This is a genomic window from Marinifilum sp. (genome assembly GCF_965230805.1).
GTDB lineage: Bacteria > Bacteroidota > Bacteroidia > Bacteroidales > Marinifilaceae > Marinifilum.
On record NZ_OZ246019.1, the window covers coordinates 3,607,676 to 3,623,564 of the forward strand.

The 15,889-nt window shown below is 35.0% G+C and carries 10 protein-coding genes; 6 read left to right on the forward strand and 4 right to left on the reverse strand.

Going from position 1 to position 15,889, the window contains the following annotated elements:
• Positions 1-436 precede the first annotated feature (436 nt).
• Both ACO05S_RS14325 and ACO05S_RS14330 read left to right on the forward strand, forming a co-directional pair.
• Entirely contained in the window at positions 437-1,501 is a 1,065-nt protein-coding gene (locus tag ACO05S_RS14325; RefSeq protein WP_421918694.1) for an SO_0444 family Cu/Zn efflux transporter, read from the forward strand.
• The gene (locus ACO05S_RS14330) at positions 1,498-1,752 is read left to right on the forward strand and encodes a heavy-metal-associated domain-containing protein (RefSeq protein ID WP_421918695.1); all 255 of its coding nucleotides are present in this window, start codon (positions 1,498-1,500) and stop codon (positions 1,750-1,752) included. Before ACO05S_RS14325 ends, ACO05S_RS14330 begins: the two co-directional genes overlap by 4 nt.
• A gap of 324 nt (positions 1,753-2,076) precedes the next feature.
• Here the strand turns inward: ACO05S_RS14330 and ACO05S_RS14335 are convergent, their stop codons facing one another.
• The 3 genes from ACO05S_RS14335 to ACO05S_RS14345 all read right to left on the reverse strand — a co-directional run bounded on the left by ACO05S_RS14335 (position 2,077) and on the right by ACO05S_RS14345 (position 3,452).
• Positions 2,077-2,298, reverse strand: coding sequence for a (2Fe-2S)-binding protein (locus ACO05S_RS14335; protein ID WP_421918696.1), 222 nt, complete (start codon positions 2,296-2,298; stop codon positions 2,077-2,079).
• Between the two features lie 103 nt (positions 2,299-2,401).
• On the reverse strand, positions 2,402-3,205 hold the full coding sequence (locus ACO05S_RS14340; RefSeq protein WP_421918697.1) for an HD domain-containing protein: 804 nt from the start codon (positions 3,203-3,205) through the stop codon (positions 2,402-2,404).
• Positions 3,206-3,323: 118 nt separating this feature from the next.
• Positions 3,324-3,452, reverse strand: a complete 129-nt coding sequence (locus tag ACO05S_RS14345; RefSeq protein ID WP_421918698.1) for a hypothetical protein — start codon at positions 3,450-3,452, stop codon at positions 3,324-3,326.
• 681 nt (positions 3,453-4,133) lie between these two features.
• Here ACO05S_RS14345 and ACO05S_RS14350 point away from each other — a divergent pair.
• Positions 4,134-7,385, forward strand: coding sequence for a SusC/RagA family TonB-linked outer membrane protein (locus ACO05S_RS14350; protein WP_421918699.1), 3,252 nt, complete (start codon positions 4,134-4,136; stop codon positions 7,383-7,385).
• A gap of 19 nt (positions 7,386-7,404) precedes the next feature.
• Complete coding sequence (locus ACO05S_RS14355; protein ID WP_421918700.1) at positions 7,405-8,988, forward strand: SusD/RagB family nutrient-binding outer membrane lipoprotein; 1,584 nt, start codon at positions 7,405-7,407, stop codon at positions 8,986-8,988.
• A 419-nt stretch (positions 8,989-9,407) separates the two neighbouring features.
• Here ACO05S_RS14355 and ACO05S_RS14360 read toward each other — a convergent pair whose 3' ends face one another.
• Positions 9,408-10,877, reverse strand: coding sequence for an aminoacyl-histidine dipeptidase (locus ACO05S_RS14360; protein WP_421918701.1), 1,470 nt, complete (start codon positions 10,875-10,877; stop codon positions 9,408-9,410).
• A 459-nt stretch (positions 10,878-11,336) separates the two neighbouring features.
• Between ACO05S_RS14360 and ACO05S_RS14365 the strand changes: the two genes are divergently transcribed.
• Both ACO05S_RS14365 and ACO05S_RS14370 read left to right on the forward strand, forming a co-directional pair.
• Entirely contained in the window at positions 11,337-14,399 is a 3,063-nt protein-coding gene (locus tag ACO05S_RS14365) for a SusC/RagA family TonB-linked outer membrane protein (RefSeq protein WP_421918702.1), read from the forward strand.
• 6 nt (positions 14,400-14,405) lie between these two features.
• Positions 14,406-15,776, forward strand: a complete 1,371-nt coding sequence (locus ACO05S_RS14370) for a RagB/SusD family nutrient uptake outer membrane protein (protein ID WP_421918703.1) — start codon at positions 14,406-14,408, stop codon at positions 15,774-15,776.
• The last annotated feature ends 113 nt before the right edge of the window (positions 15,777-15,889 follow it).

Below are 15,889 nucleotides of genomic sequence, written 5' to 3' on the forward strand. Positions count from 1 at the left end.
CATAATGGAAAGTTCTCTTTACGACATCTTCACATTAAAAATCCCTCAAAATAGCCCGCTATTCTTTCCAAATTTTTAATGCAAATCTATCGCAAATATAACTTTCTGTGGTAGAATTTTACGTCGAACTCACGTTAAATAAGCTAGAGTAAGAGGGATTCGTCATTAGGATTCTGTTTGCAGTGTAATTAATTCCATTATCACATTGAATTGAAACTAATTCTCTTATTGTTTTTGGCGAAGAAAATTGTTTTCAATTGTCATATTAGTATTCATATAATGTTTCAGCGATTAAGGTTTGGGAAAGATAACTGAACAATACCTATATGTTGGTATTTTAAGATAATCTTATCTTTTAATAAATATCTACTCATCACTTTTTAAGTATTTTAATAACTTTGATCTTCTAGGAAGATAGACAAATAGAACAGAAGACATGAATTACATCAGCCAATTTATTATTGATTTTATTGACATTTTAAATGAAATGTCGCCTTATTTAATGTTGGGATTCTTTTTTGCAGGAGTTTTAAAGGTTGTATTTCCTCAACGTTTTATTGACAAATACTTAGGTCAAAAAAACAGTAAATCAGTCTTAAATGCATCATTAATTGGTATTCCTTTACCACTTTGTTCTTGTGGGGTTATTCCTACCGGAATTTCATTTTATAAAAGCGGCGCTACCAAGGGTTCTTTGGTTTCTTTTTTAATTTCCACTCCTCAAACCGGTGTTGATTCCATCTTGGTAACCTATTCTCTATTGGGTTTACCATTTGCTCTTCTCAGACCTCTAATCGCCCTGGTTACTGGTTTTTTTGGTGGTATTTTAGCCAACAAGCTTGATGACTCTTCTGAATCAATTCAAGTAGAAAATATTGACTCTGATTGTTCTTCTGAAAATAAAGATACGTTTAGATGTGACACAAAGAATATGAAAAAAAGATCGAAGTTGTACACACTTTTTCAATATGCTTTTGTTGAGTTTTTGCAAGACATTTCAAAATGGCTAATAATTGGACTATTGTTGGCTGCAGTAATTTCGGTTTTAATTCCTAATGATTTTTTTACCAGTTTTATTGGCAACGACATAATTGGGATGTTTGTGATATTACTTACTTCAATACCATTGTACATTTGTGCAACAGCTTCTGTTCCTGTTGCGGCGGTTCTTATGATGAAAGGATTATCACCTGGTGCAGCCTTGGTATTTTTAATGGCAGGACCAGCCACAAATGCTGCCACCATTACAGTTTTGAGCAAGGTTATGGGGAAAAAAATTATGTGGACTTATTTGGTTTCGATTATTAGTGGAGCAATTTTATTTGGAATACTAATAGATAATTTTCTTCCAAGAGAGTGGTTTGATATAGGAGGTTTACACAAACATATGTCGGCACATGAAGGACATTGGGAACTTCCAGATTGGTTAAAATGCGGCAGCAGCATTAGCCTTGCGCTGCTAATTATTAATGGATACATTCAAAAAAGCATATGTCCTTGAAAACGGAAATTAAAACACGAGAAGAAAAACTGCAAAAGGAGCAAAAGTTAGTAGGGGTTTACGGGATGAATTGCAATCATTGTAAAAGCAGTATTGAAAAACATATAGGATCCCTTCCGAATATTGATATAGCAGAAGTTAACCTTGAACAGAAAATTTTAAGAATTGTTGGAACATCAATTAATCTAAGTCAAATAAAAAAGGAGATTGAAAGTTTGGGATTTGAATTTGATGAAAATGTGGAATGTTAGAGTCCAGCAGTACTTTTTAGTCCCTAGCATTATGAAATTAATAGTGTTCAGAACACTTTGCTTGGGATCGGGAAGTTTCGTCGCATTTGTAAAACTTTCCTTCGAAAGGGATGCATTTTCCGTGGAAATTTGGGACGGTTTTATCTTGTCAAAGATCTATTTCTTATCTTAGCAAGTTGTTATATATTGATTGCCAGTCGTATCAAATGCAAGTTGGTTTTAAGGGAAAAGGCGAGAATGGTTTTATTTTTCGCTTCTCCTGTTTGGTTTTACAGGACTTGCAATCAGTAGAAACAAAAAAGCTTCGATTTTCGAAGCTTTCTATTACCAAAGTTTAAATCTACTTTGTGACTTTTCTTCCTTTTTAGCAATTTTAGGGACTTCAATGTCTAATATGCTATTGATATAAGACATACACTTTCCGCAACCTGTATTGGCTCCTGTATATCGTCTAATTTCTTCTATGGTTGTAGCATTTTTTTCGTGAATAGCTTTATCTATTGTATTTCTGTCTACCATTTGACAATTGCAAACTATGTCTCTCATATTAATCTCAATTTATATATAATTCTGATGTAAATATATATATTCTTACATATAAATCAGAGAAACAAACAAATTAATTTAAAATAGATCTAAATAAACGTGTTTAAAGATTGTTTTCCAGATATATTTTCATTTGACGATACATATCTATTACTTCATCTTTTTTAGGCAGGGATTCATAAATTTTTTTCAAATAATTTTTTTGGCTTACAATTTGAAAACTCATCTGGTAGTTTAGGTCAAAAACCCATGACATTTGATGAATTTTTAGTTCGTTAATGGAGTTTATGTCTTTCTTGTTCACTACCTTTTCTGCCAATATTGATTTGTATACTTTTTGCGATATTTCTGGCTTGTTAGAAAGTTCCAACTCCAGTCTTTTGTTTGTTCCAATTTTACATTCCGAATAATAATTTGATACAATATTTAAAACATCAATTCTATCGGCATCTCTGAGGATTTTAAGATAATCCATGGCATTTTTATTTATGGATTTGGGTAGTTCTTCGATATCATGGAATCTGATGCACTCCAGAATAATTGCAATTGTGTCCTCATTTAAATCGGAAAGTACGTTTTCTTTCTCAAGAATAGATATCCCTAAATCGCAATGGTTTAATTGATCTGATTCAGCGAAGGTTCCGAATTTTGAAAGTTGTATGAATCTTCCTATATCGTGCAGCAGTGCAATGGCTTTAGCAGTTAACGTATCTGTCTCATTGAATTCAAATAATGTACTTAAGTCAGAAATAATCTCAACAGTATTAAAAGAGTGATTCTTTTGTAGATCCAGATTAAGTTGAATTTCTTCTTTTTTACTATAAAAATGCTTGGTGTAATTAATAAACCAACATTCGATGTTTTCGTAAATTTCCTGATTCACATGATTTGAGTTAAAAAATAGCATGCAAAAGTACATTTTTTCTTTGATAACGGAAATTAAATTATCAAAGAAAAGGATTGATCAGACTTATTCCATGCGGATTATAAATAATGTCACAGTTTTAGTTGAATTAAAATTGCATTTAATTTGATGGGATGTTTTGAAGAATATCAATTAGTTGTTTCCAAAATCTTTCGACGGTTTCAATATTAATTCTTTCATCGGGAGAATTTACATCTCTTAAGGTAGAGCCAAAAGAAATCATCTCCATGTCTGGATATTTTTCAAGAAATAGTCAACACTTTAGTCCGGCATGAATAGATCTAACGATTGATTTTTTACAGAATTAACACTTATTGGAATTCGAAGTATAGTTAACATGTTGGAATAAATGTTAGGATTTAAGAACGAATAACCTTCGGTATGTTCAATTAAAGCCCAATTAAATTTAAAACACTACCTACCATTTGAGCACTTTTGTATTGTTCACTTTCGAAGTCATTTCTTTGCGATATAGTGATATGAATCTAATTCTCGACAACAAATTCTGGGGAAGCTGATTTGTAGAAGCTTCAACCATGCCAGGCATTCTTTAATTCATTGTAAAAACACCATTCAAACAAGCATGTAAAGCACAATTAGGTTATTGCTTGTAGCTCTATCTGTTACAAATTTTGGTTTCTCAGCTAATTCAAAAGTGATTTTTGTAAATGTACAATGATTCCAATATGTCGATATTTAAATCTAAACTTAAATCTTGTTTAAAATCTATAAGCTATGAGGTGTTAAAAAAAATGAGCGAAAAGTTAAGGGATATGACAAATGTCATGGTTTGTTTAAAAGTCATAAATTGTTAATTTGCATAAAAAACATAAAAAGACTATATTTAATTTTTACAATATCCATTAACCATTTTACATTATTACTTAATTACTAACTAAAAAAGTTGTTTATGAAGAAAATGATTGGACTGTTTGTGTTTCTATTTCTTATAGGTTCGCAAATGGTAATTGCGCAAAGCAAGCAGATTTCCGGTACGGTTACCAGTGCTGAGGATGGTCTAGGCATGCCTGGAGTATCTGTTGTTATTAAAGGTACCACGATTGGTGCCAGTACAGATATTGACGGTAAATATTCCCTAAAAGCATCTCCTGAAGATGTATTAATGTTTAGTTTCGTAGGTATGGTTACTCAAGAAGTTGCAGTTGGTAATAAAACTGTAATTGATGTTGTATTGCAAACAGAATCTATTGGTGTAGATGAGGTTGTAGTAACTGCCTTAGGTATTACTCGTGAAAAGAAAGCATTAGGCTATGCTGCACAGGAAGTTGGCGGAGATGAATTAAACAAAGTACAACAATCCGATGCGGTTAGTGCATTATCGGGACGAGTAGCAGGTGTTCAAGTTGCCTCTTCTACTAATATGGGTGGATCAAGTCGAATTCTTATTAGAGGTGCCAACTCAATTACTCAGGAAAACCAACCATTATTTATTGTAGATGGAGTTCCAATGGATAACTCTAACTATAATGAGAAAGGTGCTGCTTCCGGTGGAGGTGGTATTGACTATGGTAACATGTTGAATGACATTAATTCAGATGAGATTGAAGATATTTCCGTATTAAAGGGTGCTGCTGCAGCTCTTTACGGTTCTCGTGCTGCAAATGGTGTTGTGTTAATTACAACTAAACGTGGTACTAAAGGTAAAAAAGGATTTTCAATTGATTTTAGCCAAAGTATGAGCTTTGAGACTGTAGCTACTATTCCTGATATGCAACGTAAGTATGGTGGGGGTAGTATTGTTTCTGATGAAGCTGGGGGAGTTAACGGTTTTGCTCAAGTAACTAGTGGTGGACAAACTTATTTACATCCGCAATATCAAGTTGATGAATCGTGGGGTCCAAGATATAATCCTAATGTAAGTGTTGTGCACTGGGATGGTTTTAACGAGGATGGCTCAGTTAAGGAAACCAGACCCTGGGTAGCTCCTAAAAATGATGTTGAAGATTTCTGGGAAACAGGTGTTACATCTACTACATCTATTGGGATCAATAAGTCAGGTGAAGGTTATGGTATGCGTTTGGCATATAAATACACTGATGTTGATGGTACAATGCCTAACTCATCGCAACAGAAACATGATTTCAAGGTTTCAACAAAAGCAGATCTTACTGATAAATTATCTGTTAATGGTAGTATAACATATGTTAGAACAAAGGCAAAAGGTCGTCCGGAATTAGGATATGGTGATAATTCTGTAGGCCAGAAGTTTTTCCAGTGGGGACAAAGGCAATTGGACTATAAGAGATTAAAAAACAGCTATAAAACGTCAATAGGCGAAATGATTACTTGGAACAGAAAATCTTTCACTGATCCTCATGCCAAATATGCAGACAACCCTTATTGGACAGCTTACGAAAACTATTCGGATGATATGAGAAATAGATTCTATGGATCGATTTCGGCTTCATATGAAATTATAGAAAACCTTGTTGCAAAAGGTAGTGTTTATGGGGATTACTATAATTTTACAATTCGTGAACGTACGGCAGTAGGATCGCAATCAACACCATCTTATTACGAAGCTGCACGTGAATACAGTGAATTTAACTACGAAGGTATTATATCTTATTCAAAGAAAATCGATGACTTTGACTTATCTGGTTTAGTTGGTGCTAACAGAAGAGACGTAAGATATGATTTCTTGCGTGGAGAAACATCTGGTGGTTTAGTAGTATCTGGAGTTTATAACCTATTAAACTCAGTTGATCCTGCACTAATGAATGATATCACAGAAGAGAGACAAACAAATTCTGTTTTTGCTCAATTTGCTGTAGGTTATCGCAACATGTTATATTTAGAAGCTACCTATCGTACAGATTGGTCTTCTACTCTTCCTGGTGCTGAGAACAAGTATTCTTATCCGTCAATTTCAGGTAGTTTTGTATTCTCAGAATTACTTAAAGATATTACTTGGTTAAACTTGGGTAAATTAAGATTAGGTTGGGCTGAAGTAGGTAATGATACAGATCCTTATAAAGTGCAGAAAAGTTACGAGTATAATACCGATGGGGCTTTTAATAACACGCCACGTTTAAAAGTTCCTGATGAGTTGGTAAATAAAAACTTGAAGTCAGAAACTACAAGATCAACAGAAATAGGTCTTGACTTAAACTTATTAAACAACCGAATTGATTTAAGTACAACATATTTTGACAATACAACATTTGATCAAATTATGCCATTGCAAATTTCACAAGCAACAGGATATAAAACTCGTTATGTTAACGCAGGTGAAATGTCAAATAAGGGTATTGAAGTTGCTTTAGGGGTTACACCAGTTCGCACGAAAGATTTTGAGTGGAATGTAATGTTTAACTATACTAAAGTAAATAATAAACTAGAAAAGCTTTTTGGTGATCTTGAATCGTTAGACATTCAAAGCGCTCCTTTCGGTGGTGTTTTTTTAAGAGCTAGTTTAAATGATACATACGGAACCTTATGGGGAACTAATTTCATATACGATGATGCTGGAAATAAAGTAATTGGATCTAATGGTTACTATGAATCAACAGCTGATCTTGTTCCGCTTGGTTCAGTATTACCTGATTTTACCTTAGGCATTCGTAATGGTGTTTCTTTTAAAAACTTCGATTTGAATTTCTTAATTGATATTCGCAGAGGTGGTAAATTCTACTCACTTTCACACATGTGGGGAATGTACTCTGGTATGTATGAAGAAACTGCAGGAGTTAATGATAAAGGAAACGAAATTCGTGATGCTGTTGCTGATGGTGGAGGTATTAGACTACATGGTGTAACAGGTGATGTAACTTGGAATTCGGATGGTACTTATACAGTAACCAATACTGCTGAAAATGAAAAGTATGTATCAGCTGCAGGATGGGGAGCAAGACATTACCATGGATTTGGATATCCAAGTGCGCAGTCGGTTTTTGATGCAGACTATGTTAAGCTGAGAGAGGTGACTTTGGGTTACAATATTCCTAAGAGTTTCCTAAATGGAATTTTTAATCGTGCAAGAATTTCTGTTTATGGTAAGAATTTATTTACATGGGGTCTGGATAAAAAAGGTTTTGATCCGGAAATGGCTGCTAATGGTTCCGGTAATGTACAAGGTTTAGAAGGAGGTTTACAGCCAATGTTCAGATCTTATGGTTTTAACTTGAAATTAAACTTTTAGACATTAAAAATTATTGAAAATGAAAAACATAAAAATATTACTAGCGTTCAATCTGATTCTGTTCATGGTGGCGTGCGATGTGGATTACTTCGAAAATCCAAACGAACCAACCGCTGTGCCAACAGCAGCATTGTTTAATAATAATATGAAAAGAGTTGTTGATGCAACTCAAAACACTTGGTTTTCTGGTCGTTTTACATATGTTACCATGCAGTATTGGCAGCAGTCAGAATATGGTGACGAAGATCGTTATGTCTATAGAGAGTCGATGAGACAATATCAAAATACTTTTTATGAAGTAGCGGAAAACTTTAGAGAAATCATTCGTTTAAATGAAGATGAAAGTACAATGTCTGCAGCAGCAGTATCTGGAGATAATCAGAATCAGATTGCGATTTGTCGTATTATGCTTGCTTGGACATTTAATTTAATGGTGGACACTTGGGGAGATATTCCTTACTATTCATACGGAACTGAAGATCCGGATTTTCAAGCATTAAGAGTTGCTGGTTTTGGTGATGATGAAGCTTTGATAAGTCCCGCTTATGCTTCACAAGCAAAAATAAATGAAGATATCTTAAAAGAACTTCAAGCTGCGGCTAATCAACTTGATGAATCAAAAACTGGAATTAGCGGTGATAATATTTTTGGTGGAGATGTGGCAAAATGGAAAAAGTTTGCCAACTCACTTCGTTTAAGAATTGCAAATAAAATTAGAGGTGTAAATGCTTCTCTTGCTAATACTCATATTGCTGATGCCATTTCATCCGGAGTTTTTGAATCAAATGCTGACAATGCAATGTTTGTGTATGAATCTGGTGATAAGAACGCTGCTCCTATTTACAGAGCTTGGAATGTAGATAACCGTAGTGATTTCGCCGTGGGTCATAGTTTTATTAATCTATTAAAGGGTGAAAATCTTGTAGATCACACACACACCGAGGTGACAAGTGGGGCAAATCCAAATCCATTCTTAGGCATTATGGATCCAAGAATTCATGAATATGCTCAACCCAATTCCAATGGAGATTATGTTGGTATGTTTATTTCTGAAAGTTCAGCAGAAGCTGCAACATTTACAATTGAATCATTACCGGGTGATGGTATTATCAATAAGCCTGATTTTGCTGAAACCTTAATGGAATATGCCGAAGTTTGTTTTATTCAAAGTGAATTAAATGGATGGGATCAAACCTGGTACGAAACAGGTATTCGTGCTTCGATGAAAAAATGGGGTATAGAGGAAGCTGATATTGCAGATTATCTTGCTCTTGTTCCTGCAGCTAATATGGAAAATGTTATGACTCAAAACTATATTGCCTTATATATGCAAGGACATACTTCATGGATGAACTATCGTCGTACTGGATATCCAAAAACTGTAATTCCTCCATATGCAGAATATAGTGTTTATGATCCAACTGGAGATACATGGTTAGACAAAGTTTTTAATCCTTTGGTAGAAGAAGTAACAGATCTTCCCTACAGAATGAGATACCCTGCTCAAGAACAAACTTTGAATGGTGATAACCGCAAAGCCGCTGCCGATGCATTAAGCAATGGTGATGTTGTTTATTCCAAATTGTGGTGGGATGTAGACTAATGATTTAATAATCTTATAAAATTATAGCCAGTAAGTTTCCTAATACCTGTTTTATAATGAAATGAGTCTTAAGTTGTTTTGAGAATTTTGAGTTTAGTTAAGGCATAATAATAGATATTAATAACTAAGCGATATTTTTCACTAAGAATAACCTTAAAAGGGAAAAAGAATGAGACTCATTTCATGGTAATGTTGGTATTAAATGATCCATGAAAAGCATTGATTCAGACTTGTAAATGGCAATAAAAATCAAAAAATGAGGCGATCTTAAAAGTAGATTTATGTGTTGGTGAGTTGAGTATTAGAAAAATCTTACAGATACCTATCCGAATACAAAATCCTTTTGAGACAGCCTCATTCCATGCATAATCGGATTTAGATTATTAATAAATAATGTCACAGTTCGAGTTAAATTGAAATTACATTTGATTCGATGGGATATTTTGAAGAATATCAATTAGGTGTTTCCAAAATTTTTCGACGGTTTCAATATTAATTCTTTCATCGGGAGAATGCACATCTCTTAAGGTAGGGCCAAATGAAATCATGTCCATGTCTGGATATTTTTCAAGGAACAGTCCACACTCAAGTCCGGCATGAATAGATCTAACAATAGGTTCTTTACAGAATAAGCGCTTGTACGAATTTACAGCAATGGTTAAAATTTCGGAGTTTGGATTAGGAGCCCAGCCTGGATAACCATCGGAGTGTTCAATTACAGCTCCAGCCAAACTTAAAGCACTACCTACCATTTGAGCAATATTGTATTTTTCACTGTCAATATCACTTCTTTGCGATGTAGTGATATGAATCTTATTCTCGCCAACGAATTTTACGGAAGCCAGATTTGTAGAAGTTTCAACCATGCCAGGCATTCTTGAACTCATTGTAAAAACACCATGCGGACAAGCATATAAAGCATCAAGTAAGTTATTGCTTGTAGCTTTATCTATTACAAAGTTTGGTTTTTCAACTGATTCCAAAGTGATTTTTAGTTTTGGTTCATAAATCTCCCAAACAAGTTCCATTTCTGCAGCATAAATATTTAAATCCGCACGAATATTTTCTTTAAACTCTGATGGAATAGTAATTGTTGCATATGCTTCGCGAGGGATTGCATTTCTTAAGTTGCCACCATTAAATTCATGAATTCGAAGATTGTATTTCTTGTTGATTTGCCAAAGAAACCTGTTCAGTATTTTATTAGAATTGCCTCTTCCTTTGTTAATTTCGTCACCCGAATGTCCACCAAGAAGTCCTTTTACATCTACTTTTAATGCAAAATGTCCAGTTGGAACCTCTTCCTTTTTGTAATCTAGATGAGCCAACGTATCTATGCCTCCAGCGCATCCGATAAATATTTCTCCTTCGTCTTCTGAATCCAGATTAAGAAGAATTTTTCCATCGAAGAAGTCGGGTTGTAAAGCAAAAGCACCTGATAAACCAGTTTCTTCATCAACAGTAAAAAGACACTCAATTGAACCATGCTCAATATTGGTAGCAGTTAAAAGTGCCATTTCAGCAGCCATTCCAATACCGTCATCAGCACCAAGTGTTGTCCCTTTTGCTTTTACCCACCCATTGTCTATCCAAGGCACAATAGCGTCGGTATCAAAATTGTGTTCGGTTTCATTGTTTTTCTCACAAACCATATCCATGTGGGATTGAAGAACAACTGTTTTTAGGTTTTCTTTTCCTGGAGTAGCTGGTTTTTTAATTAAAACATTTCCGATTTCATCTCTCTTGGTTTCAAGGTTGTGCTTATTTCCAAATTCAATAAGAAAATCAATTATTTTATCTTCTTTTTTCGATGGGCGAGGAACTTGACAAATGTCTTCAAAATGTGCCCAGACTTCCTTTGGTTCTAGTTGGTTTAATATATTTTCCATTGTTGTTTAAATTTTTCTCAAATGTAATAAATAAACAAGTACATGAATTAAAGTGACATTGTCTTGTCGAAAATAAACTCATTTAATCCAAAAATATTGGGTAATATGATAATGAATGTTGGCTTTTCAATAAAAGATTAATAAGAAATAGAAAAAATAAGCACCTTTTTATGGTTTTTTTTTGCCCGAAAACTTCTAATGTGATTTTTGTAGATGAGGAATAACTATAATGTGTTGATATTTAAATGAAAGCTAAAATATTGTGTTGAAAATATGTAAGCTAATAATATGCCGTGAAAACAAACAAAAAGTTAAAAAACATGACAAAAGTCATAGTTTTATTGAGTACTAGTGGTTTGTAGATTTGTGTATAAAACATGAAAAATGCTATATTTAGGCTTTAGAATTACCATTAACCATTTTGCATCTTTACTTAATTACTAACTAAAAAGTTTTTTTATGAAAAAAATGATTGGACTGTTTGTGTTCCTATTTCTTATAGGTTCACAAATGGTAATTGCACAAAGCAAGCAGATTTCCGGTACTGTAACAAGTGCTGATGATGGGCTGGGTATGCCTGGTGTATCTGTTGTTATTAAAGGCACTACGATTGGTGCCAGTACCGATATTGATGGGAAATATTCTTTAAAAGCTGAAGCATCAGATGTTTTGATGTTTAGCTTTGTTGGAATGGTAACACAAGAAATTACAGTAGGAAATCAATCTGTAATTAATGTTGTGTTAGAATCTGAGGCAATTGGAGTCGAAGAAGTTATTGTAACTGGTTATACTGCTCACAGGAAGAGTGAGGTTACCGGTTCTACCGTTCAGGTAAGCGGGGAAACCCTTGCGGATATGCCAGTTACTAACATTGAGCAGGCACTTCAAGGTCGCATTGCTGGTGTGAACATTACCGCAGCTTCAGGAACTCCAGGATCGCAACAAAAAATTCGAATTAGAGGGCGTAGCTCCATTACTGCAGGTAATGATCCATTGTATGTAATTGATGGAGTTCCTATTATTGGCGGTAGTGTTTCCAATTTAACATCAACTTCTTCCTTATCTGCAATTGCAGCATTGAACTCGAACGATATTGAAACAATTACTGTATTGAAAGATGCTACTGCAACTGCATCTTATGGTGCTCGTGGTGCAAATGGTGTGATTGTTATTACTACTAAATCTGGTAAATCCGGTAAAGCAAAAATTAATTTCTCTGCTACTTATGGTATCTCTAACGATGCGGTTGATGGTCCTTCTGTGTTGACAGGTGCCGAAAGAGAGGAGTTGTTCTATGAGGCATTGATTAATACTTTTGGAGAAGATAATAATTTCAATGACCAAGCAGGAGCAAGAGCATATTATGAAGCTAATACCAGAGCGTTCCGTTCGGATTATTTAGACTGGAATGCGGTAGGCAGACCAGAAACAGATTGGGCTGACCTGATTACAAATGATAACGCAAAAATGCAAGAGTATAATTTGTCTGTAAATGGTGGTAAAGAGGGTGTTAATTATTATGTATCGGGAGGTTACCTGAAACAAGAGGCAACTGTTATTGGTTCTGAGCTTGAGAAGTTTTCAGGAACTGTTAATTTGGATGTTGATTTAACTCCAAGTTTGAAGTTATCTACCAAGAATACTGCAACTCACATGTTTTTGGATGGTCTATTGGAGGGTAGTGCATATTTCTCTTCACCCCGTTCTTCTAAATTCTTCATGCCTTCAATCGACCAACCCTATACCGAAGATGGTAGACTCGACTACGAAAATACTTCTCTTCCTAATCCTCTTTTTATTGCGCGGGAAGATATTGATGAGCAGAAATACACAAGAATTATTACAAACAATAGCTTGACCTGGAATACTCCAATTAAGAATCTGTCTTTTACAACGAAAATGTCTATCGACTTTCAAGTATTTAATAATAAGACATATGATAACCCGCTTAGGGGTGATGGTGATGGTGATAGACGTGGTCGAGGTAGTGCTGCCAGCAGAAATAGGGCAACTTACGTTTTCCAGAATATCTTAAACTACAAATTGTCTCTAGACGGTGGTCACGAATTCGACTTCAAAGCGATTCAGGAGTACGAAGAAAGAAGAAGATATTTCATGGAGGCTGGAGCGAATAACTTTGCTGATGTTGGTTTAACAAACTTGAGTTCAGCTGGTAATCCAACATTTACAGACTCGGAATATACCGATACAAAGCAAGCTTCTTACTTAGGATTAATTCACTATGCGTATCAAGGTAAATATGTAGCTGATATTACTTACCGTCGCGAAGGTAGTTCTTTATTCCATCCGGATCACAGATGGGGTGACTTCTGGGCAATTGGTGGTGCTTGGAATGTTAATCGTGAAAGCTTTATGGCAAACTACGAGTTTATTGATATGTTGAAGTTAAGAGCATCATATGGTAAGTCTGGTAACAACGATATCGGTATTAATAAATATCAGGCCTTACTTTCATATGACGCTAACTATGCAGGTGAAGGTGCTTCATATCCCGGAACATTTGGTAACGATCAACTTTCTTGGGAAACCTCATACTCTTTAGATATTGGTATTGATTTTGGCTTTTTTAACAACAGACTCTCTGGTTCGGTTGGATACTATAACAGAGAAACTCGAAGAATGCTACTGGAAGAACCACTTCCTCCATCAACATCATTTGAGTCCAGACAAGCAAACATTGGTAGAATGGAAAACAAAGGTTGGGAGTTCGAGTTCAAGGTAGATGTTGTTCGTTCTAATGACTTTAATGTTTTTGTTGGTGGTAATGTTGCAACCAACGATAATGAGGTGTTGGAGTTAGCAAAAGACCCAAATGGAGAATATCGATTAATCACAGAGAGCACAAGAAGAGTGGAACCAGGGCATCCTGTTTACGGATGGTATATGCCAACCTGGGCAGGTGTTGATGCTGAAACAGGTGATGAATTATGGTATGTTGATGGTGAAGGTAGTGCTAAAACTAATGTATTTAACGATGCAAATAAAGTCTGGCAAGGTGGAAGTGCAATACCGAAATTGACGGCTGGATTAAATCTTCATGTCGATTATAAAGGATTCTTCTTGGATGCAAGTGCTTTCTATGCAGGAGGTCACAAGGTATTTGAACATTGGAATCGTTACACAAATGGTACAGACAGGTTCAGTGTTCAGTTTTACCAAGGTATTGATGCACTGCTTGATAGATGGCAAAAGCCAGGCGATCAAACCCGATTTGGTAAGTTTGAATACACTACCAGACAATGGCGAAGAAGTTCAAAGTTCCTTTATGATGGAGATTATATTCGTCTTAGAGACCTTTCTGTTGGATATGATTTCAACAAAAATATTACTGATTCTATGGGATTAGGTGGCTTAAGATTATTTGTGCGCGGTACAAACTTATTAACCTGGGTTAAGGAGGATTATTTGAAGTATGATCCTGAGGTAGATGATGATGGTTTTACTGGTATGGAAACTCCGCCTGTTAAATCATTTATTTTTGGTGTTAACGTGAAATTTTAAGAAGGCATGAAGAAATTAAATATATTATTAAAGATTACAATGTTGTTTGTGTTCGTGCTAGCGATCAATGCATGTACAACAGATGATTTGGATCCATCTACGGAGCAAAACAAAGCAGTTGAAGGAGGAATTGCTTCCGCAGAAAACTTATATGGTGTTTTAAAAGGGGCATATAGTAGATTAACTCAAAGTGGTTATTATGGTAGAAACTATATCATTAATAACGAAGTTCGAAGCGACAACTGTTTTGCAAATGGTAACTCAGGTCGTTTTGTTGTTGAGGCAGCATTTAACTATTCTGCTACTACACTGAGTTTTTGGGATGAAGCTTACGAGGTAATTGGTAGTGCAAATATTATTATCAATTTAAATCCTGACGATTTAACAGGGGATTCTGATTACATTAAGCATATACAAGGCCAAGCATACGTGTTAAGAGCATTGACACACTTTGATTTGGTTAAGCAGTTTGGGCAACAACATGCAGGTGGCAATTTAGGAGTTCCTTATGTAAAGGAATTTAAGGGCGACGATCTATTTTTAGCCAGAAATACAGTGGATGAATGTAAGACTTTTATTATGCAAGACCTTGAAACAGGATTTGCAATGATGAATAAAGATTACGATATCTCAAAAGAGTTTGTTTCCAAGTATGCAGCTAAAGCTATAGAATCAAGAGTTGCTGTTTATTTTGAAGACTGGAGTGCTGCTATTAGTGCTTGTGAGGCTGTAATTGCTTCGGGTGATTATTCAATTATGACTGAAAGTGGATATGTAGCTTCATTTACCACAAAACAAGCGGCTAACTCAATTTTCGAATTGGCATTTAGTGCTACAGATAGTCGTGGAATTAATGGTTTGGCATACATTTACAGAACTACAGGTGGAGGTAGCTATGGTGATATTCAGGTTATTGATGAGGTTATTGATATTTATGATGATGGTGACGTTCGTGCTGATATTCTTGGTTATGAAGGTACAATGTTAAGAAATATTGGTAAATATCCTGATAACTTAGGTAATGACAATGTAGTTGTGATCAGATACGAAGAGGTAATCTTAAACTATGCTGAAGCTTTATTTGAAACAGGTGATTCTGATGCACTGGATCAACTCAACCTGATCACCTCAAACCGTGGTGCAACTGCTCATACTGAGATTACGAAGATGATTATCTTAGATGAAAGAAGAAAAGAATTTATTTTTGAAGGCATGCGTTTCGATGATCTGGTTCGTGCGAAGCAGGATATTGAAAAGAAATCTATGCAACAGAATTTTCTGGAAACTATTCCTTATGGCGACTATAGATTAGCGTTTCCAATTCCAATTGAAGAAATAGATGCAAACTCTAATATTGATCAAAACAAGAATTACTAGAGAGTAAAACAAATGATATAATGCAATGAAGAGTCTGTCCTAAAAGACAAATATAAATGTCATTCCGAGGAAAACGAAGAATCTCTGCAATTGAGAATTAGATTTTTTACCTT